16 protein-coding genes and 1 pseudogene are annotated in these 20,472 nt (G+C 62.8%); 9 read left to right on the top strand and 8 right to left on the bottom strand.

All coding sequences use genetic code 11. The features are described from left to right. Positions 1-561 precede the first annotated feature (561 nt). Positions 562-2,157: an adenylate/guanylate cyclase domain-containing protein gene (locus tag CH295_RS25845; protein ID WP_094742314.1), complete on the top strand. Its 1,596-nt coding sequence runs from the start codon at positions 562-564 to the stop codon at positions 2,155-2,157. Positions 2,158-2,835: 678 nt separating this feature from the next. Here the strand turns inward: CH295_RS25845 and CH295_RS25840 are convergent. The 6 genes from CH295_RS25840 to CH295_RS25815 form a co-directional block, all read right to left on the bottom strand. Then, entirely contained in the window at positions 2,836-3,726 is an 891-nt protein-coding gene (locus CH295_RS25840; protein WP_094742313.1) for a sugar phosphate isomerase/epimerase family protein, read from the bottom strand. Between the two features lie 414 nt (positions 3,727-4,140). Beyond that, a complete protein-coding gene (locus CH295_RS25835; protein ID WP_094742312.1) occupies positions 4,141-5,331 on the bottom strand; it encodes a Gfo/Idh/MocA family protein in 1,191 nt (396 codons plus the stop codon). A 73-nt stretch (positions 5,332-5,404) separates the two neighbouring features. Further along, positions 5,405-6,223, bottom strand: coding sequence for an ATP-binding cassette domain-containing protein (locus CH295_RS25830; RefSeq protein ID WP_094742311.1), 819 nt, complete (start codon positions 6,221-6,223; stop codon positions 5,405-5,407). 3 nt (positions 6,224-6,226) lie between these two features. Next, positions 6,227-7,285, bottom strand: a complete 1,059-nt coding sequence (locus CH295_RS25825) for an ABC transporter permease (protein WP_094742310.1) — start codon at positions 7,283-7,285, stop codon at positions 6,227-6,229. 63 nt (positions 7,286-7,348) lie between these two features. Continuing rightward, positions 7,349-8,383, bottom strand: coding sequence for a substrate-binding domain-containing protein (locus tag CH295_RS25820; protein ID WP_094742309.1), 1,035 nt, complete (start codon positions 8,381-8,383; stop codon positions 7,349-7,351). Positions 8,384-8,835: 452 nt separating this feature from the next. Further along, the gene (locus CH295_RS25815) at positions 8,836-9,606 is read right to left on the bottom strand and encodes a GntR family transcriptional regulator (RefSeq protein ID WP_212556215.1); all 771 of its coding nucleotides are present in this window, start codon (positions 9,604-9,606) and stop codon (positions 8,836-8,838) included. A gap of 190 nt (positions 9,607-9,796) precedes the next feature. Between CH295_RS25815 and iolC the strand changes: the two genes are divergently transcribed. The 7 genes and pseudogenes from iolC (at position 9,797) to CH295_RS25780 (ending at position 17,542) form a co-directional block, all read left to right on the top strand. Further along, the gene (iolC, locus tag CH295_RS25810) at positions 9,797-10,795 is read left to right on the top strand and encodes a 5-dehydro-2-deoxygluconokinase (RefSeq protein ID WP_094742556.1); all 999 of its coding nucleotides are present in this window, start codon (positions 9,797-9,799) and stop codon (positions 10,793-10,795) included. After that, positions 10,788-11,690: a Cgl0159 family (beta/alpha)8-fold protein gene (locus CH295_RS25805; protein ID WP_094742308.1), complete on the top strand. Its 903-nt coding sequence runs from the start codon at positions 10,788-10,790 to the stop codon at positions 11,688-11,690. The genes iolC and CH295_RS25805 overlap by 8 nt, the downstream gene beginning before the upstream one ends. A gap of 3 nt (positions 11,691-11,693) precedes the next feature. Next, on the top strand, positions 11,694-12,575 hold the full coding sequence (iolB, locus tag CH295_RS25800; RefSeq protein ID WP_094742307.1) for a 5-deoxy-glucuronate isomerase: 882 nt from the start codon (positions 11,694-11,696) through the stop codon (positions 12,573-12,575). Further along, positions 12,572-14,560: a 3D-(3,5/4)-trihydroxycyclohexane-1,2-dione acylhydrolase (decyclizing) gene (gene iolD, locus CH295_RS25795; protein WP_170946084.1), complete on the top strand. Its 1,989-nt coding sequence runs from the start codon at positions 12,572-12,574 to the stop codon at positions 14,558-14,560. The genes iolB and iolD overlap by 4 nt, the downstream gene beginning before the upstream one ends. An 89-nt stretch (positions 14,561-14,649) precedes the next feature. After that, positions 14,650-15,684, top strand: a complete 1,035-nt coding sequence (locus CH295_RS25790) for a Gfo/Idh/MocA family protein (RefSeq protein WP_094742555.1) — start codon at positions 14,650-14,652, stop codon at positions 15,682-15,684. 112 nt (positions 15,685-15,796) lie between these two features. Continuing rightward, a pseudogene (locus CH295_RS25785) lies at positions 15,797-16,021 on the top strand (sugar phosphate isomerase/epimerase); the annotation flags it as partial. Positions 16,022-16,045: 24 nt separating this feature from the next. Next, on the top strand, positions 16,046-17,542 hold the full coding sequence (locus CH295_RS25780; RefSeq protein WP_094742305.1) for a CoA-acylating methylmalonate-semialdehyde dehydrogenase: 1,497 nt from the start codon (positions 16,046-16,048) through the stop codon (positions 17,540-17,542). A 307-nt stretch (positions 17,543-17,849) separates the two neighbouring features. Here CH295_RS25780 and catC read toward each other — a convergent pair whose 3' ends face one another. Next, positions 17,850-18,155 carry a muconolactone Delta-isomerase gene (catC, locus tag CH295_RS25775; protein ID WP_094742304.1) on the bottom strand — a complete coding sequence of 102 codons (306 nt, stop codon included), beginning with the start codon at positions 18,153-18,155 and terminating at the stop codon, positions 17,850-17,852. Positions 18,156-18,160: 5 nt separating this feature from the next. Then, positions 18,161-19,015, bottom strand: a complete 855-nt coding sequence (gene catA, locus CH295_RS25770; protein WP_094742303.1) for a catechol 1,2-dioxygenase — start codon at positions 19,013-19,015, stop codon at positions 18,161-18,163. A gap of 40 nt (positions 19,016-19,055) precedes the next feature. On the opposite strand from catA, the gene CH295_RS25765 reads away from it, so the two are divergent. Next, positions 19,056-20,279, top strand: a complete 1,224-nt coding sequence (locus tag CH295_RS25765) for a flavin reductase family protein (protein WP_094742302.1) — start codon at positions 19,056-19,058, stop codon at positions 20,277-20,279. Positions 20,280-20,472: the final 193 nt, after the last annotated feature.

The raw sequence follows: 20,472 nt of genomic DNA, 5'->3' as shown, positions 1-20,472 counted from the left end.
GTCAAAGCAGTCGCGAGCCCGCAATACCCGCGCGTTCGTACTGAAACGGGGGAGCGACCCGCCCGCTGCACCTGGTACCAATGGTGAGGTGGACGAACGATGACCACCGTCGACCGTGCCGAGAAACCATCCGTTCACTCGACGAGCCAGCGAACTGAAAAACACCTGTTCGATTGATCACGGCTGCGACCGAAACCCGACACCGTCGGGTGCCCGAGCCTCTACTGATTCGAGCAGTTCCGGTAGCGATCCCCGGCCCGGCGAGGACGACAAAGGCTCGCCGCCATGGTGAGTAGTCTGTTCAGAACCCTCGATTCGACAGCAAAGAATCTGGGGTCCAGGAAGGTCGTACGACCTTGTGAAATGACGTACGAGCTCTATTCGGGCCCGTTGCTCGGTCGTCGGCGTGCAACGCTGAATGACTCCTCGGACGTGCCCAGCTGCGGCCTCCGGGTTGGTGGAAGGTGGGCAGTGAACACAGTCCGAAGTCGTACCTTACCGCGAAGCATGCAAGGTACCCGCTTGCCTGCTTCGCGGTAAGTCGAGCAGTCTGTGACTATCATGCGTAAACTGCGACGGTCAGCCGCGCCCCTAGGATCACGTCTTCTCGGTGATACAGCAGAGTCACCGACAATACGACGGGTGCGCGTACAAGTACTTCTCACGATGTTCCTGCTGGGTGCCAACCTCATCGGCGCAGTGATAGTGGGTGCGCTCGTGAGCGTCGTCGTTCCGGGGCCGAACGTGTTGGACCTCGAGTCCTACTGGTGGGTGAACGTCATTGTCATCCCTGCGTACGTCGCTTTGGCGTTCATAGTAGGGGTCGTCTGGGGGACCACCCGAGCGGTGCGGGCGCTGCGGTGGGCGATCGAAGATCGGGAGCCGACGCGTCAGGAACAGGTCAACACCCTGTCGATGCCGTGGCAACTCACGCGTGTCCAGATTTTCCTGTGGACCGTCGGCCTGGTTCTGATCACAACTATCGACGGCATCATCGACCCTCAGTCGATTCCCAAGGTGGCGTTCACGATCGGCGCCGGTGGCACCGTCGTCTGCGCCTTCAGCTATCTGTTGAGCGAATTCGCATTACGGCCCGCGGCAGCGCGGGCGTTGGAGGCGGGCGATCCGCGCCGAATTAGGATCGCCGGAGTGATGGGCCGCTCGATACTGTCCTGGATACTCGGCACCGGTGTACCGGTCTCAGGACTGATGATCATCGCCACTTTCAGCTTCACCCGGCCGTATGAAACCACATCCGACAGAATGGCCATCGCAATCCTTGCGCTCGGCGGCATCACCCTCGTGTTCGGGTTTTTCTTGACGTTTCTCAGCGGGTTCGCCACGACTGCGCCGATCGGCAACGTTCGTTCCGGGATGGCAGAGGTCGAACGCGGCAACCTGAACGTTCGCCTAGCAGTCTACGACGGAACGGAGCTCGGGGAATTGCAGAGCGGCTTCAACCGAATGGCCGACAAGGTTCGCGAACGAGAGACCATCCGAGACCTATTCGGACGGCACGTCGGTCACGAAGTCGCAGAAGCTGCATTGTTGAAAAGCCCCGAACTCGGCGGCGAAGAACGCGATATCGCGGTGTTTTTCATTGACCTCATTGGTTCCACCGAAATTGCATCCTCGCGGCCTCCTGCCGAGGTCGTTGCGCTGTTAAACCGCTTCTTCGCTGTCGTCGTCGACGAGGTCGACGCGCACGGCGGGTTTATCAACAAATTCGAAGGCGACGCAGCACTCGCTATCTTCGGCGCACCCGGTGAAATCGACGATCGCTGCGGCTCCGCACTGTCTGCGGCCAGGAAGATCAGCGTCCGACTTCGTGAGGAAGTTCCGGAGTGCAGAGCCGCCGTCGGCGTCGCATCCGGCCGCGCAGTTGCAGGAAACATCGGTGCGAAGTCGAGGTTCGAGTACACCGTCATCGGTGACTCGGTGAATGAAGCAGCCCGTTTGTCTGATCTCGCTAAGAACGTGCCCGGAGCAGTACTGGCCTCCAAAATCACTGTTGAGGGTGCTCACTCGACCGAGGCCGAGAACTGGAAGTTCGGCGACAGCGTCACCCTTCGCGGCCGATCGGAACAAACAGTATTGGCAAGTCCGATACCGTCACAGTCCCCGGCCTCACCCTCGGCTCCGCCGGGAAGAGCGTGAGCAAACTCGGGCCCTTTCAGTGGACTCGGCTGCCGGATTCTCCTTCAGACTGGCATCGGAGGATTGATGTCATCGACATCGACACCACCTCGGGCATCACCATCGCCTGACTCCTTCTCGGAGCCGACGGGACCGATGCGATGGTCTGCGATCACGGGCATATCTACGCCCCTCGAAAAGGCGACGATGGCAGGGGCGAACACCGACCGCCGCACAGCCGCAAAGGACGGATCCCACGCGGACTCGCCGCCTTAGCTGCCGGACAGAAGTTCCGAACATCGACTGGATCGACGCATTCCGTAAGAGGCGTTCAGGCCGAAAGTATGAGTCACGCGACTGAAGCCACCGAGGGCAGGGGCCACGCTGAGATTGTCCTTCGGTCGGGCCATGCGGCTCCACCTGATCTGGATCGAACCGTGATCGATCGTGTCGTTGTTTCGAGTAAGCCGATCTGCCCGCAACCGTCTGATCGTCCTGATGCTCTCCCGCTCAGAATTGCGCCGCGGTGAGGGTGACCGGACTTGGGCGAACCGATCTGCACCTGTAAGCACTCCCGCCCGACCGCGCCCTTACCGAAACGGATCGCGCCGATCTACGTCGTGCTTCATCACGAAGGCCCGTATCTTCGAGAGGTGAGTCTTGCGGCGACCGCCTCGGGGATCGCTTTTGCGTCGGCGGCTATTCAGGTACACCTGCGCGATCGTCCATAAGTTTGCGCAAGTACTCGACACTCGCGATGACGTCGAGAACGGGACCGGCGTCCGTCGGTTCGGTGGCGAGGATGGTGTCCTGCTCGAGCACGAACCAGCCCTCGAATCCAGCGTTAAGCAACCCGCCCACGACACCTGCGATGTCGACGTCCCCGGTACCGAGGGGCGTATACATGCCCTGAGCGACGGCTTCGGTGTAGGTGAGTTCACTGGACTGCACTCGAGCTGCCAACGCGAGCGAGACGTCCTTGAGATGGGCGTGGGTGATCCGATCAGCGAAGTTCGTGACAAGCTCGAGCGGGTCGGTGCCTCCGATCAGCAGGTGACCGGTGTCCAGGCACAACGGGATAGTCGAGCCTTCCAACACCCGGTACACCTCGTCGCGCCGTTCGATCATCGTGCCGATGTGCGGGTGCAACACGGCCCGGATACCGTATTTTGCCGCGGCCGCCTGCAACCGGTCGAGGTTGCGAAGCAAGGTCGACCACTCGGCATCGTCGAGTGCCGGCCGCGAGTCGTACCCCTCGCTTCCGGTGGAGGCTGCAAGTACAAGCACTTCGGCGCGCGATGCCACGAACGCAGCCAGCAAGGGTGCGATTCCGGGAACAGGATCGTGCTCGGAGTCGTGGAGCAGGACCGGCGCGAAACCACCGACCGAGGTCAGGCTGTAGCGGTCCAGGGTTGCGGCGAGCTCTGCGGGCTCGGCTGGTAGAAATCCTTCCGGTCCTACCTCTGTCGCGGTGAGCCCGGCGTCATGCATCTCGGTGAGTACCCGGTCGGGCGAGATCTGGTAGCCCCACCCCGGGACTTCGCACACTCCCCATGAAATAGGTGCTCCGGCAATACGGATAGCGCTCACAGTTGTACCTCGTCGATCTGCACCTGACGGTGCTGTTGAAGGGAAACGGTTGTACCTTCGGCGACTCAAGCGACCTCGGCCGCGACCTGCGCGGCGCAGCGAGGTTCGGTGGTGCCGCCGGCGAACTGCAGGAGCGCGTCGAGCTCGTCCCGGTAGGCCGAACGGTAGCGGTCCATGTGAAGAAATTGCGTTGTCAGGTGCGGGGAGGTCGCACCGGGTTGGAGGGTTGCCGGGCAGGAAGCTGTTGATCCCACCTCGCCACGTCCGTGTCGTCCTTGCTGTGTACTCAGTGGCGGCAGTAGCCAGATGCGTCATATCGAATGTTGTTGCACCCAGACGGTCGTACCTTCCGATAGAGATTCGGTCCTTCGCAGTGGACCGGTCGATCACCACACCTCTGCACAGTGATGGCTGCTAGCTACCCGAAGCCGTTCGGTCTCGACCGGGTTGGATCCAGCGACCGGATACGACCGATTCGGTCATGGCATCGAGTACTTCGGCGCTGCGGACGGCGTCTCGTAGTGTTGCGCCGTAGGGCTTTCCGTCTGCGATGGATTTGAAGAAGCGCATTGCCTCGATGACTTTGAGATCGTCGTACCCCATGGAGGATGCCGAACCGGGTTGGAATGCGCCGTATTCTCCGTGCGAGGGTCCGACGTAGACGGTGGAGGCAGGTTGATCCTGGTATCGGTGACCTGTGCTGAGGGAGAGTTCGCCCAGGCGGCGGAAGTCCCACGACACAGCACCTTTCGTGCCGTGAATCTCGAATCCGTAGGCGTTCTGATCGCCGACGGCCACGCGACTGGCTTCCAGTACGACGCGAGCTCCGCTGTGCAGGCGGAGTTGGCTGCTGACGAAGTCTTCGTTCTCGACGGTCCCGCGTTCACCTCCGGCGGCGAGAGCGTGCCCTGTGGCGGACCCGCTCGGCTTCGTTCGCTCGGGGACGAAGATGGCAGTGTCTGCCACCAGGGACTCGATTTCGCCCAGGAGGTAGTAGACCAGATCGGCTCCGTGTGAGGCGAGATCGCCGAGTACGCCGTTACCGCCGCGGGCCCGTTCGAAGCGCCAGCTCAGCGCTCCGTCGGGATGCGCCGCGTAGTCGCTGAAGAATCTGAATCTGGCATGAGTGATCGTTCCGAGTTCGCCGGATTCGATCAGGGCTTTGGCTTCCTCGACCGCAGGAGCGTTGCGGTAATTGAATCCGACGGCCGTCTGCACGCCCGCTTTGTCCGCCGCGAGTGCAACAGCGCGCGCATCGTCGGCGGTCAGGCCGACCGGCTTCTCGATCCAGATGTGCTTTCCCGCTTCGGCCATCGCGGTGCCGATGGTGCGATGCAGGAAGTTGGGCGCGGTGATCGATACGGCCTCGATCGTGGGTTCGGATTGGATCTCGTGCCAATCGGTGGTGGCGGCCGTGAAGCCGAACTGATCGGCAGCGTCGTCCGCTCGGCCTTCGAGCTCGTCCGCGACCATTGCCAACTCGGGGCGCAGGCCCAGGTCTGGATAGTGTTGCGTCAGACGCGAATACGCCTGGGTGTGCACCCGTCCCATCCACCCGAAACCAGCTACTCCGACACGAACAGACCGAGTCGATCGCACAACCAAACTCCTTTTCGAAAGATGTGCGGGCAGGTCCTGTCGGACCGGCCCGATACAGCATGTGGGTAGCGGACCCGACTTACCGCCGGAGTTCGTGGGTGAGGGTGTCGAGCTCGTCGCCGCCGGCCATTTCCTTCGTGAGGTCGTCGAGCGAGATGTCCTCGTAGCTGCAGTCGAGCTTCTGGCGTCCACGGTTGAGCAGGACGAAGTGATCGCCGACCATGTACGCGTGGTGGGGATTGTGGGTGATGAAGACGACGCCGAAGCCCTGTTCCTTGGCTGCGGAGATGTAGCGCAGCACCATTCCCGACTGCTTGACGCCCAGGGCTGCGGTCGGCTCGTCGAGGATCAGAACACGCGCACCGAAGAAGATGGCGCGGGCGATGGCAACACACTGACGCTGACCACCGGAGAGGGAGCCGATGGGTGCATCGACGTCGGGTAGATCGATGCCCATCTTGTGCAATTCCTCGATGGTCGTCGCGCGCATGGCATTGGTGTCGAGTGACTTGAATACGCTGCCTTTGCGGAGCTCCTGACCGAGAAAGAAGTTGCGCCATACGGGCATCAGACCGACCACGGCAAGGTCCTGGTAGACGGTCGCTATGCCCTGGTTCAACGCGTCCTTGGGGGAGTCGAACGTGGTCGCCTTGCCGTCGACGAGCAGTTCTCCTTCGCTCTGTTGATGCAGGCCGGCCATGATCTTGATCAAGGTGGACTTGCCGGCTCCGTTGTCGCCCAGGACTGCGGTGACCTCACCGGCACCCACGCGTAGGTTGATGCCCTGCAGAGCGATGATGTTGCCGTAGCTCTTTCCCACGTTCTTCAGTTCGATGAGGGGCGTATTCCCTCCGCCTGCGGGTTCGGATTCGATGGGTGTGTCGGCATGAACGGTCATGATTTACCTCTTCGCGGCGTAGGTGCGGAACGAGTTGTTGGCGATGACGGCGAACAGCAGCATCGCGCCGAGGAAGAACTTGAACCAGTCGGGGTTCCAGCCGGCGTAGACGATGCCCTGGTTGGCCATTCCGAAGATGAACGCACCGATGAAAGCACCTATGGCAGTTCCGAACCCGCCGGTGAGCAGGCACCCGCCGATAACCGCGGCGATGATGTAGAGGAACTCGTTGCCGACGCCTTGGCCGGACTGAACGGTGTTGAACGCGAACAGCAGGTGCATACCGACGAACCAGGCGCAGAAGCCGACGAACATGAACAGGCCGATCTTGACCTTCGTCACCGGTACACCGATCGCGCGAGCCGAGTCCTGGTTGCCGCCGACGGCGAAGATCCAGTTGCCGATCCGGGTCTTCATCAGTACCCAGGTGGCTGCGAGAGTGAACACGATCCACCACACCACGGTGATGCGGATCGAAATCCCGAACAGTGAGAACGAGGAGGAGAACACCGCTTTGGCGGAATCGAATCCGTCCATGTCCGAGATCGACTGTGTTGCTACCTGTCCGGTCACCAATTTGGTGACGGCGAGGTTGATGCCGGTCAGCATCAAGAAGCTTGCGAGTGTGATCAGGAACGAGGGGATCTTGGTCTTCATCACCAGGTATCCGTTGAGGAACCCGACCGACAGCGCCAGTACCAACGCCAGCGCCGATCCGATCCACACGTTCAGGTGCAGGTTGTAGGCAATCATCGACGCCATGATGGACGAGAAGGTGACCGCAACCCCGGTGGAGAGGTCGAACTCGCCGCCGATCATCAGCAACGAGACCCCGATGGCCATGATGCCGATCGTCGACGACGCGTAGAGGACGGTGGCGAGGGCTTCGGGGGAGCGGAACGGTGGTGCGACGATGCAGAAGAAGACAAAGATGATGATTGCGCCGAACAGGGCACCGATTTCCGGTCGAATCAGTAACCGCTGCAACGGCTTTTGCTTCTTGACTCGCTCATCGACGACGACAGTGTGTTTGGACAGATCCAGATCGGCCTGCGTGGACATGGTGTTCCTTCCTACTGGTACGACGCTCACCGGCAGCGAATCGCGTGCCGGCGAGCGTCGGGCTCAGCGAGTACCGTTCTGGGCGTACTCGGCGATGGCGTCGATATTGGACGAGTCGATGAACGCGGGTCCGGTCAGAACCGGGGTGCCGCCGCCGATGGTGTTGCCGTTGTTGATGTATAGCCACAGCGCGTCGATGGCCAGGTAGCCCTGCAGGTACGGCTGCTGATCGATCGCCCAGGCAACATCGCCGGACTTGATTGCGTCGACGAGCGCGGCGTTGGTGTCGAAGGTGACAACGGTGGCGTTGCTACCGGCGTTTGCCTTGGACTGGACCGCAGTCAATGCGATCGGGGCACCGAGCGCAACGATGTGATCGATGGCGGGATCCTGCTGCAATTTGGCTGTGATCGTGGCTTCTACCGACGGCAGATCCTTGTTGTTGACGTTCAGGATCTCCGTGGAACCGTCGGTGAATCCTTGCTCGACGCCGGCGCAGCGTGCCTCGAGCGAGACGGCACCCTGCTCATGGATGATGCAGAGGGTCTTCTTCGCACCGTCCGCGGTCAGGCGGGCACCTGCGGCCTGACCGGCGATGGTCTCGTCCTGGCCGAAGTACTGGCCGACTCCCATGTCCTTCCAGGAGTCGTATCCGGAGTTGAACGCGACCACGGGAATGCCCGCGGCAGTGGCCGTCTCGACGGCGGGGGCCATCGCGTCGGGCTTGGCCAGCGTCACAGCGATGCCGTCGACCTTCGAGTCGATCGCGCTCTGGACGAAGTTGGCCTGGTTGGGTGCTTCGGGATCTGCGGAGTAGCGCAGTTCGATGTTGTCCTTCGCGGCCGCGGCTTCGGCACCCTTGCGCACGAGGTCCCAGAACGTATCGCCGGGTGCCTCGTGGGTGATCATCGCTATCGTCGCCGCCGGTGTGTCGGCGACTCCCGCGTTGTTCCCGGAGTCGGACTCCTCGGGAGCACCTCCCGAGGACGAACACGCGGCGACCGATGCCGCCAACGCGACCCCCATCGCCAGTGCGATGGTTTTGCGCCCCAGGTTCTTTGGGGCCCTATCCGCTACCGAACCCACACGAGACGTCATTTTCCAAACATCCTCTCGATGACCAGACGACCCGCTGATGTCGGGCCGGGCGCACTGCTTGAAAAGATGTAATACCGATCACACCGAAAAGTCAATAGTTTGTCCGGACATTAGAATATCTACCCGGGGGCTTGGCGGCCACGACCCGGCGATTCGACCCCGAGGCGGTGCCGGGTCTCCGGAGAGTCGAGATGACGTCAGTCGTTGTATGGCAGAGGGTTTCGCGACGTAGTCGACGGAACAACGAACCCCGGCCAGTTGTGGTTCGTGAAGAGGGGGTTCGGTCGCGAACGCTCGCCATGAGCGGTAGTCGATGACCAGTAGTGCGGTGCCGGTCTCGCTGAGCGAATCTCGGTCTGCACGGTAGGTCTACTCCGTCGCTGCCGGCGGCCCGTCAATGCTTTCGAGTCACGCGATTCTGTGTGTCGACTTCGGCGGCTCCCGCGATTCGCTCAGCGATCGACGAGGGTGGTGTCGAAGTAGTACCGGGACGCCCGGTATACGTGCGCGCCGAACTCGACGACGCTGCCCGAGTCGTCGAAAGCGGTGCGGTGCATGGTCAGTAGGGGTGCCTTGTATTTTTCGTCGAGCAGGGCCGCCTCGTCGCGGTCGGCCGCGCGGGCACCGATGCGTTGGCGGGCGAGCCTGATGTGTACTCCTCGCGTACGCAACGAGGAGTACAGGCCCTGGGTCTCCAGCTCGTCCGGCTCCGGGGCCAGTTCGCTCGGCAGATAATTGACCATGACCGCGAGCGGCTCACCGTTGGTGCTTCGGAGCCTGCGAATGGTGACGACGTCCGTCGTGTCGGAGATGTTCAGTTCCTGTGCGACGTCGTGGGTCGGCGGACCGACCTGGTAGTCGAGGAGGCGGGTTGTCGGATTCTGCCCGGCGCGGGCGAGGTCATCGAACAGGCTGGTGAGCTCGACCGGTCGGTGGACCGGACTCTGAACCACCTGTGTGCCGACGCCCCGCTTACGTACCAGCAGCCCCTTGTCGACGAGTTCTTGTATTGCGCGGCGAGTGGTGGGACGAGACAGGCTCAGTCGTTTGGCAAGAGCCAGTTCGTTCTCGAAGCGTTCTCCCGGCGCGAGGACGCCCTGCAGGATGGCGGATTCGATTGCTTGGGCCAGTTGAAAGTACAGGGGCACCGGACTCGACCGGTTGAGTTCGACGGGCAGTTGAGCCGCCTCGGTTCCAGCCGCCGCTGTGTTCGACGTGGTCACTGGTCTCTCCCGTCTGTCGGTGGGCGCTGTGGGGCACCGGCTTGTACGAAGTCTAGGGGATGGATAACATCACTTGACCGGAAGTAAGAATGTCAGGACAAACTATTGACATTCGTATGTGAGCTCACGCACAGTGGACGCACCGAAGAAACGTGCGGAAGCCCTCATCGAAAACGAACACCTCACACCAATGGAGTCGATCGTGACCACCTCAGCCGACGCGAACACCGCGGCCTTCGACGTCCTCGCCATCGGGCGAAGCGGTGTCGATATCTATCCTCTGCAGACCGGCGTCGGTCTCGAGGAGGTGGACACCTTCGGAAAGTTCCTGGGCGGTAGCGCCGCGAACGTCACCGTCGCCGCCGCGAGACTGGGCTGCCGCTCGGCGTTGATCTCCGGCGTCGGCAACGACCCCTTCGGTCGATACGTGGCAGCTGAACTGGCCCGGTTGGGCGTCGACAACCGATTCGTCGTCACCGACGACCAGTTCGCGACTCCGGTCACGTTCTGCGAGATCTTCCCGCCCGACGACTTTCCGCTGTACTTCTATCGGAAGCCATCGGCACCCGACCTCCAGATTCGTCCGGAGAACATCGACGTGGATGCTGTCCGCAACGCACGCCTGTACTGGTCGACAGTCACCGGTTTGTCCGAAGAACCAAGTCGCAGCGCTCATTTCGCTGCATGGGAGGCCCGAGATCGAGCACCGTTGACCGTGCTGGATCTGGACTACCGGCCGATGTTCTGGGATTCGCCCGCCGCCGCGACGGAGCAGGTGCGCCGGGCGCTCGCGCAGGTCACGGTCGCCGTCGGAAACAAGGAAGAGTGCCAGATCGCAGTCGGCGAAACGGACCCGCACAAGGCGGCCGATGCGCTCCTCGATCTCGGAGTCTCCCTCGCCATCGTCAAGATGGGCCCGAAAGGTGTTCTCGGCAAGACCAAGACGCAGACCGTCACCGTGGCACCGAACTTCGTCGACGTGGTCAACGGACTCGGGGCGGGAGACAGCTTCGGCGGTTCGCTGTGCCACGGCTTGCTGGCCGGTTGGCCCCTGGAGAAGATCCTGCGTTACGGCAATGCCGCAGGAGCGATCGTGGCATCGCGCCTCGAATGTTCGACGGCAATGCCCACCGCCACCGAAGTCGCTCTACTCGCCGAACAAACCGCTACGGAGGCTGTCAATGTCTGAGACCACCTTGAGCCTCGCACCCGCGGCCGCCAGTTACGCCGAGGTCACCGCGATTCGCGCCACCGACCCGCAGGCCATCGAACGTGCATGGGCGACTCGTGTCACCCGCCCGACGATCCGTGGCAACGGCCGGCTGATGATCGTGGCTGCCGACCACCCGGCACGGGGAGCGCTGTCGGTCGGCTCGAACATGACCGCCATGAACAGCCGCACCGAGCTGCTGGACCGGCTCCGCACTGCGCTCGCCAACCCCGGCGTGGACGGTGTGCTCGGGTCCGCCGACATCCTGGACGACCTCGTGCTGCTCGGTGCGCTCGAGGACAAGGTGGTCTTCTCGTCGATGAACCGCGGTGGCTTGGCCGGCGCGTCGTTCGAGTTGGACGATCGAATGACCGGTGCCACAGCGGCTTCCACGGCCAAGGCGCGGATGAACGGTGCGAAGATGCTCACCCGGATCGCGCTCGACGATCCGGGCACCCTGGCGACGATGACCGCCTGCGCGCAGGCAATCGACGAATTGGCCGCCGCGAACCTCATCGCCATGGTCGAGCCGTTCCTCTCGCGCAGGGTCGAAGGTCGCGTCAAGAACGACTTGAGTACCGACGCGGTCATCAAATCGATTCACATCACCCAAGGCCTCGGATCCAGCTCGGCCCACACGTGGATGAAGCTTCCCGTCGTGCCCGAGATGGAACGCGTCATGGATGCAACGACGTTCCCGACTCTGCTCCTCGGTGGCGACCCGCAGACCGCTCCGGAGGAGACGTACGCCAGTTGGGCGCGCGCGCTGGAGATTCCCGCGGTTCGGGGCCTGATCGTCGGTCGCACGTTGCTCTACCCGCCGGACGGAAACGTCGAAGCTGCTGTCGGTACCGCCGTCGACATGGTGAGGTGAAACATGAACTCCGAGTACTACATCGCTGCCGGCGCAGGTAGCAAAAACGGATTCGACGTCGCCGTCACACCCGACAGCGCAGGGTGGACCGAATCGAGCCTGTGGACTATCACGCTCTCTGCCGGTCAGTCGGTGGACCTGAATTCGGGTCCGGACGAGATCATGGTGCTCCCGTTGGCGGGATCGGCATCGGTGACCAGTGTCGGCACCACGTTCGAGCTAGCCGGCCGTGCATCGGTGTTCGACGGCCCGTCCGACTTCGCCTACGTCGGCAAAGGTTCGGCGTACTCGGTGGCCAGCGCAGCCGGTGGCCGATTTGCCCTGTGCGGTGCGCGGGCGAAGAACGAGCTCCCGTTCCGCTACGTGCCCGCTTCGGATATTTCGGTCGAACTGCGCGGCGCGGGTAATTGCAGTCGGCAGGTCCACAATTTCGGTACGGCAGACGCGTTCGAGGCCGACTCGATCATCGCCTGCGAGGTGATCACCCCCGGTGGTAACTGGTCCTCGTATCCCGGCCACAAGCACGACGAGAACACCGCGACCGAATCGGCGCTCGAGGAGATCTACTACTTCGAGATCGCCGACGGGCCTCAGGGCACTGCAGGTTTCGGCTACCACCGGGTCTACGGCACCCCGCAGCGACCGATCGAGGTGCTCGAAGAAGTGCGAACGGGAGACGTGGTCCTCGTGCCGCATGGTTACCACGGTCCGTCCGTTGCTGCCCCCGGCTATCACATGTATTACCTGAACGTCATGGCCGGACCGGGTGCCGAGCGTGCCTGGAACATCGTCGACGATCCCGAACACACGTGGATTCGCGGCAGCTGGACCGATCAGCCGGTCGACCCCCGCCTTCCCCTCCACACCGCACCGACAGGAGCATGACTGTGGTGTCCACAGCGCCGATCTCGGCGAGCAAGAACGACAACGCCGAACCGACAGTGCATCTGACTGTCTCGCAGGCCGTCGTGAAGTTTCTGGCCAACCAGTTCGTCGAGCGTGACGGCGTCCGCACCAAGTTCTTCGCGGGAGCCTTCGGCATTTTCGGTCACGGGAATGTCGCTGGCCTCGGGCAAGCATTGCTGCAGGCCGAGATCGACGCCGTCGAAGCCGGCACCGAACCGGACTTGCCGTACGTCCTCGGACGTAACGAACAAGCCATGGTGCACAGCGCCGTCGCCTATGCGCGCCAGAAAGACCGTCTGCAGGCCTGGGCAGTGACGGCCAGCGTCGGGCCGGGCTCGACCAACATGCTGACCGGCGCAGCTCTGGCCACGATCAACCGTCTTCCTGTATTGCTGCTTCCCGCAGATACTTTCGCGACCCGCGCCAGCGCGCCGGTGCTGCAGGAGCTCGAGCTTCCGTCGAGCGGCGACGTCACGGTCAATGATGCGTTCAAGCCCCTGTCGCGCTATTTCGACCGGGTGTGGCGCCCCGAGCAGCTGCCGAGCGCTCTGCTCGGTGCGATGCGCGTGCTCACCGATCCGGTCGAGACGGGTGCGGCGACTGTCGCCATCCCGCAGGACGTGCAGGCCGAAGCATTCGACTGGCCGGAATCGTTGTTTGCTCCCCGCACGTGGCACATGGCCCGGCCTGTTCCGGAGAAGTCCGCCGTCGAGCGGGCGGCCGAGGTGATTCGCAGTGCGCGGAAGCCGCTGATCGTCGCAGGCGGCGGCGTGATCTATTCGCGTGCAACCGATGCACTTGCCTCGTTCTGCGCAGCGACGGGTATCCCCGTCGGGCAGAGCCAGGCGGGCAAGGGATCGTTGCCGTACGACCACCCGCAATCGGTCGGTGCCGTCGGCTCCACCGGAACGACGGCCGCCAATGCGCTCGCCACCGAAGCCGACGTCGTGATCGGAATCGGTACGCGCTACAGCGATTTCACTACCGCTTCGCGCACCGCGTTCACCAACCCCGACGTGAAGTTCGTCAACATCAACGTGGCCTCGATCGACTCGGTCAAGCAGGGCGGTGTCTCCGTCGTCGCCGACGCCCGCGAGAGCCTCGACGCGCTGGCCGAGGCACTCGGGGACTTCACGGTCTCGGACGACTATCGCAGCAGAGTCGCCGAGCTCGCACAGGCATGGGACGACACGGTGACGTCGGTGTATGCCATCGAGGATTCGTCCGCACCGCTGAATCAGAACCAGGTCATCGGTCTCGCGAACACCTTGTCCGACCCCCGCGACGTCGTGGTGTGTGCAGCCGGTTCGATGCCGGGTGATCTGCACAAGCTCTGGCGCACAAGGGATGCGAAGGGGTATCACGTCGAGTACGGCTTCTCGTGCATGGGTTACGAGGTGGCAGGCGGTATCGGTGCGAAGATGGCCGAGCCCGACCGCGACGTGTTCATCCTGGTCGGCGACGGCTCCTACCTCATGATGGCGACCGAACTGGTCACCGCCGTACAGGAAGGCGTCAAGGTCATCATGATCTTGGTGCAGAACCACGGGTTCGCATCCATCGGATCACTGTCGGAGTCGTTGGGATCCCAGCGATTCGGCACCGACTACCGGTATCGCAGTGACGACGGGGCGAGCGAAGCGACGGGGCTGTGGAAAGGCCGCCTGGACGGTGGCATCCTGCCCGTCGACCTCGCCGCGAATGCGGCAAGCCTCGGCGTCGACGTCGTCCGCGTGAACAACGGAAGCGAGTTCACTGATGCGGTGAAGGCGGCCAAGGCGAGCGAGACGAGCACGGTCATCCACGTCGAAACCGACCCACTCATCGCTGCTCCGGATTCCGAGTCCTGGTGGGATGTGCCGGTCAGTGCCACCTCGACCCTCGAGTCGACGCGGACCGCATACGAGACATACCAGACGTGGAAGAAGATTCAGCGGCCGTTCCTGCGTCCGTCGGAACACTGACGAACACCGTCACCGATCATCGACTTCCCAAACAGCCCGCGGGGTCCCGTCCGTCCAGTTCAGCTGATACCCGCAAGGAGACTTTTTTCATGACCAACGAACTGCGCATCGCAGTCCTCGGTGTCGGCATGATGGGGGCCGACCACGTCGCTCGCATCTCCTCGAAGATCGCCGGTGCACGCGTTGCCGTCGTCAACGACTACTTCACCGAAAAGGCCGAAGAGCTCGCCGCGTCCATCCCTGGCGCTCGGGTCGTCAACGACCCGAGCGACGCCATCGCCGATCCCGAGGTCGATGCCGTGTTGCTCGCGACCCCCGGTCCGACACACGAGAAGCAGCTCCTCGCGTGTCTCGAGTACGGCAAGCCCGTCATGTGCGAGAAGCCGCTGACCACGGACGTCGAAACCTCGCTCGCAGTGGTGAAGGCGGAGGCCGAACTGGGTAAGAAACTCATCCAGGTCGGATTCATGCGCCGCTTCGACAACGAGTACGCAGATCTCAAAGCTTTGATCGACTCCGGAGATATCGGTCGGCCGCTCGTCGTGCACTGCGCACATCGAAACCCGGCGGTGCCGCCGCATTTCGACAGCGCGATGATCGTCAAGGATTCGCTGGTGCACGAAGTCGACGTCACCCGCTTCCTGCTCGACGAGGAAATCACGACCGTGCAGATCATCACACCGTCGGCCAACACGAATGCGCCGGCGGGACTGAAGGATCCACAGATCGCCATCTTCGCGACCGAGACCGGTCGGCACGTCGACGCGGAGGTGTTCGTGACCACGGGTGTCGCGTACGAGGTCAGGACAGAGGTCGTGGCCGAACGCGGTAGTGCCATGATCGGTCTCGATGTGGGCCTGGTGCGTAGGTCCGCACCCGGAACCTGGGGCGGCACGATCACACCGTCGTTCAAGGAGCGCTTCGGTCAGGCATACGACACGGAAATTCAGCGGTGGGTCGACGCCGTGCGCTCGGGTGCCGAGACCGGCAACTACGTCGACGGTCCCGGCGCATGGGATGGCTATGCTGCAGCAGCTGTGTGCGAGGCCGGAGTGAAGTCGCTCGAGTCGGGTGCTCCCGTGGCCGTGGACATGGTTCTGCGTTCCTCGATCCCGGGCGCGTGAAGCGAATGAAGATCGCTCTCGATCCGACTCCGTTCCATCACGACGTCTCTCGACTTGACCGATTTCGTGGCAGATCTCGGGGAGGCGCGAGAACCGCTCGCGTAAGCCTTAGCATATCACCAATCCTCCGGGCAACGCCGTACGCGTGCATCAGCACCTCAAGATCGGTGACGGCGATGTCGATTGGAACCAGTTCTTCGGCGGCCTCGGCAAGCTCGGCTTCTACGACCGCGACACCGTCATGGTCTCGAGTGTGTTCGCGGAGAACGAGAACGCGCACGAGGTCTCGCGCTATCAGCTCGACACCATTCGGAAGTACGTCTCCGAGCACTCCTGATTTTCACTTACCTAGGGACACAACATGACCGACAACGTTATTGCACACTGGGTGGACGGAAAGCCGTTCGCCGGCACGTCAGACAAGACCGCTCCGGTCACCAACCCCGCGACCGGACAGATCACCGGACAGGTAGCGCTGGCCACCGTCGACGATGCACGCGCGGTCATCGCCTCTGCCGCAGCGGCATTCCCGGCCTGGCGAGACACCTCGCTGGCCAAGCGAACCGCGATCATCTTCAAGTTCCGTGAATTGCTCAACGCCAAGAAAGGCGAGCTCGCCGAGATCATCACCGCCGAGCACGGCAAGGTTCTCTCCGATGCACTCGGCGAGATCAGTCGCGGCCAGGAAGTCGTCGAATTCGCTTGTGGCATTCCCCATCTGCTCAAGGGTGGCTTCACCGAGAACGCGTCGACGAAGGTCGACATCTACTCGATCCGGCAGCCTCTCGGCCCCGTGGGCATCATCAGCCCGTTCAACTTCCCGGCGATGGTTCCGATGTGGTTCTTCCCCATCGCCATTGCGGCAGGCAACACCGTAGTTCTCAAGCCCAGCGAGAAGGATCCGACGGCGTCGCTGTGGATCGCCGAGCTCTGGGAAGAGGCTGGCCTACCTCCCGGTGTCTTCAACGTGCTCCAGGGTGACAAGGTCTCTGTCGACGAACTGCTCGAGAACAAGTCGATCAAGTCGATCAGCTTCGTCGGGTCGACGCCGATCGCTCAATACGTCTACTCCACCGGCACCTCGCACGGTAAGCGCGTCCAGGCTCTCGGCGGCGCGAAGAACCACGCCATCGTCCTCCCCGACGCCGATCTCGACCTCGCCGCCGACGCGATGGTCAACGCTGGCTTCGGATCGGCAGGCGAGCGATGCATGGCCATCTCCGCGCTGGTCGCCGTCGGGAACATCGCCGACGACCTCGTTGCGAAGATCGTCGAACGCACCACGCCGCTGGTCACCGGAGACGGAACCACGGGTGCCGATATGGGACCGCTGGTGACCAAGGCACACCGCGACAAGGTTGCCTCGTACGTCGATGCCGGAGAAGCCGCCGGTGCCACCATCGTGGTCGACGGCCGTACGGTCCAGGCCGACGGCGGCAAGGACGGCTTCTGGCTCGGCCCGACGCTGATCGACAATGTCACCACCGACATGTCCATCTACACCGACGAGATCTTCGGACCGGTCCTGTCGGTGGTCCGTGTCGATACATACGACGAGGCACTCGAACTCATCAACTCGAACCCGTACGGCAACGGCACCGCCATCTTCACCAACGACGGCGGTGCGGCCCGGCGTTTCCAGAACGAGGTCGAGGTCGGCATGATCGGCATCAACGTCCCGATCCCGGTGCCCATGGCGTACTACAGCTTCGGTGGCTGGAAGAACAGTCTGTTCGGTGACACCCACGCCCACGGAATGGAAGGCGTGCACTTCTTCACCCGCGGCAAGGCCGTCACCAGCCGATGGCTCGACCCGAGTCACGGAGGCATCAACCTCGGCTTCCCTGAAAACGACTGAGGCCGAAGTAGTGGAAGCCCCCGCTCCAGCTTTCGGAGCGGGCGTTTCGTGCTGGGTGGCTACGTGTGTCGATATTCGTACCGGCGGTGGCAGGTACGGCTGGGTGCATCAATGGCGGCAGAGGATATCTCAGTAGCGGCGCACGAGGCATCCTGTGCAACATCGAAGTGTCCGGCCGTCAGCAGTCAACCAATGCGGATACGGCACCGGCGTTGAATCAGTCGGGTTCCTGCACCGTCGAGTGCTCAGCCGGACGGTGCAGGGCGTTGGTTAGCTCTCGGCCCGAGTCGGAATCCCCCGTCCACAGTTACTCGTGCGGGCCCTTCTTCCACTCCGCAGAAATGTCCGACGGGTGCTGGGCCAGCGGGCTCACGTCGATGCACATGTACGGGAACAGCGGTAGATTCCACAGGATCTCGTGGAGTCGCTCGTTGTCGCGCACGTCGAAGATGCTGAGGTTGGAGTACTGGCCGACGATGCGCCAGATACTCACCCATTCACCGTCGCGCTGCAGCTGCTGCGAGTACGCCTTCTCTCGTGCGAGAGTGTCGGTTCGTACGTCCGCGTCGAGATCCTGCGGCAGCGCGACATCCATCTTCACGGCAAAGAGCATGTGTCTCAGCCCTTGTCGAGTACGAAGTCGTAGGTCACCTCTTGGCCACCGTCGACCTCCCGGGGGTCGAGGATGAGCTCCGGCTTGACGGCGTCGGCAACGTCGTCGTCGTTGTGTGCATCACCGGGGAAGTAGAGCTGAGTGGTGATCTGCTGGTAGCCATCGGCCGCAACCTTGAGGTGCAGGTGCGCCGGACGCCACGGGTGCCAGCCGGCGGCGGAGATGAGATTGCCGCAGGCACCGTCGGTCGGGATCTGATACGGCGCAGGCTTCATGGTGTGAATCCAGAACTGACCCTGATCGTCCGTGGTCACCGTGCCGCGCAGATTCCACTCCGGGATTCCGGGCGCGAACTGCGAGTAGAAGCCATCGGCGTCGGCATGCCAGATCTCGATGACCGAGTGCGCGAGCGGCGTACCGTCCACCGCCCTCACCTGACCCTGGAACAGCAGCGGGGTGCCGAGCTCACCGTCGCGGGTGGGCAGGATGGCGGCCGAACCCAACTCCGGTGCGCCCGGAACGTAGTACGGGCCTTCGATGGTGCCCTTGCTTCCCTCGCGTGCTTCGCCTGCAACTTCTTCGACGACGTGCTCCACCCAGACGTCGAGGAAGAGCGGCCACTCGCCGGTCTGACCGACGTTGATCAGCCACGCCTTGAGGGCGTTGTACTCGTCGTAGGTGACATTGTGCTCACGGATGGTGTCGTGGACAGCAGACAGCACCTGGCGGGCGAGCAGACGGCGTCGTGTTCCGCGACATCGCCGGCGCGAGCACCATCGATCTGGCGTTGGCCTGGTGCCGAGACCGGCCGTCGGCCCTCGTCGATGCCCTTGTCGGCGCTCTGGAGGATTTGGAGTCATACCAATTCGGTTATCCGTCGAGAATGCTCAGGAGATCGACATGCCCAACGCAGTGGCAATAGAGGATGCGCAGAGAACGTTTCGAGAAGTGACGGGGCACTACCCGACGGGAGTCGCGGTGGTGACCGGTGTCCATCCCACGGGCGAATTGCTTGCGCTCGTGGTCGGCACATTCAGTTCCGTTTCGCTGGATCCACCGCTGGTGTCTTTCATGCCCATGAAGACCTCGCGCACCTTCACGAAGATGGAGGAGTGTTCTTCGCTGTGCATTAACATCGTCGGCGGCGATCAGGAACGCGAGGTGATGTCGATCGCCCAGCGCTGGGAGAACAAATTCGACGGAATCGATTGGTACCCATCGCCACAAGGAAGCCCGGTTCTCACCGACGCGATCGGATGGATCGATACCGAGATATGGAAGACCGTCGACGCCGGCGATCATTGGATCGTGCTCTGCGAGGTTCAGGACATGGCGATCACGAACCCGGTATCCCCGCTGATCTTCTTCCAGGGCGGCTACGGCAGCTTCGTCTGTACTTCGTTACTCGCCCGGATGGACCACGAAATTCTCCCGGCCATTCACGCCGCCCACGCTGCACGCTCCGAGGTCGAAGCCCTCGCCGCCGAGATCGGTTGCGAAGTATCGGTTTTGACTGCGGTCAGTGCCGACGAGATGGCCACGGTGCTCTCTGCGACAGCACCGGGCGTCGATCGCGATGCTGGTCTGGCGCAGCGGATACCGATCGTCCCGCCGATCGGTGACTCGTACGTCTTCGCTCTCCCGGAAGCCGAGCAGAATCGCTGGATCGACAAGCTGAAGGGTGACGAGAAGGACACGCAGGTTCACAGGAACCGGCTCGACTTCATCCGCGAACACGGGTACGGGATCTCATTCCTTCCCTCCGAGGGCTCCGCGGCGTACACGGAGATGCGTCAGGCCACCAAAAAATACGAATCCGGCCGCCTGACGCCGAGACAGGAACGCGAGATTCGTGCACAGATCGGCCGTACCTCCGTCGACTACCGTCCACAGGTGCTGTTCGAGCAGGGCACTTACAACGTCGGGTCGATCGTGCTGCCCGTCCGCGATCCGGCCGGTCGCCACACCCTGACTCTTCGGCTCGCTCAGGTACCGCAAAACGTGCAGGGACGTCTGGTTGCTGACTGGATCGAGAGTGCCAGAGCTGTGGCTGCAATGCTCGAAACGGATCCGGAAGCGGCCGGCAGGGGCGACGCGCTCTCCGACGTCGCAGTCGATAGCTGACCTCGACGCAGAAGCACCACCGACAATCCTCGGTGGCCCGAGCTCGCCACAATCGGGTGTCGATCGAGGCTCAAGGAGTTGTGTCGTCGCGATCGAGTGAGGATGCCTGTGCGCTTGTTGTCGATGACAAGGCCACCGATCACGCCTGCGACGAACACGAGACAGAGCATTACGAGGAACGTGGTGGCGACCA

The sequence above is a fragment of the Rhodococcus sp. 14-2483-1-2 genome, from assembly GCF_002259405.1.
Taxonomy (GTDB): domain Bacteria; phylum Actinomycetota; class Actinomycetes; order Mycobacteriales; family Mycobacteriaceae; genus Rhodococcoides.
This window is presented reverse-complemented; position numbering and strand designations above follow the sequence as displayed.

Excerpts from the sequence above, each read along its gene's own strand:
- CH295_RS25845 (WP_094742314.1), top strand. The coding sequence starts at position 562 with ATGCGTAAACTGCGACGGTCAGCCGCGCCCCTAGGATCACGTCTTCTC.
- CH295_RS25830 (WP_094742311.1), bottom strand. The coding sequence starts at position 6,223 with ATGACCGTTCATGCCGACACACCCATCGAATCCGAACCCGCAGGCGGA.
- CH295_RS25825 (WP_094742310.1), bottom strand. The coding sequence starts at position 7,285 with ATGTCCACGCAGGCCGATCTGGATCTGTCCAAACACACTGTCGTCGTC.
- CH295_RS25820 (WP_094742309.1), bottom strand. The coding sequence starts at position 8,383 with ATGACGTCTCGTGTGGGTTCGGTAGCGGATAGGGCCCCAAAGAACCTG.
- iolC (WP_094742556.1), top strand. The coding sequence starts at position 9,797 with ATGGAGTCGATCGTGACCACCTCAGCCGACGCGAACACCGCGGCCTTC.
- CH295_RS25805 (WP_094742308.1), top strand. The coding sequence starts at position 10,788 with ATGTCTGAGACCACCTTGAGCCTCGCACCCGCGGCCGCCAGTTACGCC.
- iolB (WP_094742307.1), top strand. The coding sequence starts at position 11,694 with ATGAACTCCGAGTACTACATCGCTGCCGGCGCAGGTAGCAAAAACGGA.
- iolD (WP_170946084.1), top strand. The coding sequence starts at position 12,572 with ATGACTGTGGTGTCCACAGCGCCGATCTCGGCGAGCAAGAACGACAAC.
- CH295_RS25790 (WP_094742555.1), top strand. The coding sequence starts at position 14,650 with ATGACCAACGAACTGCGCATCGCAGTCCTCGGTGTCGGCATGATGGGG.
- CH295_RS25780 (WP_094742305.1), top strand. The coding sequence starts at position 16,046 with ATGACCGACAACGTTATTGCACACTGGGTGGACGGAAAGCCGTTCGCC.
- catC (WP_094742304.1), bottom strand. The coding sequence starts at position 18,155 with ATGCTCTTTGCCGTGAAGATGGATGTCGCGCTGCCGCAGGATCTCGAC.
- catA (WP_094742303.1), bottom strand. The coding sequence starts at position 19,015 with ATGACTCCAAATCCTCCAGAGCGCCGACAAGGGCATCGACGAGGGCCG.
- CH295_RS25765 (WP_094742302.1), top strand. The coding sequence starts at position 19,056 with ATGCCCAACGCAGTGGCAATAGAGGATGCGCAGAGAACGTTTCGAGAA.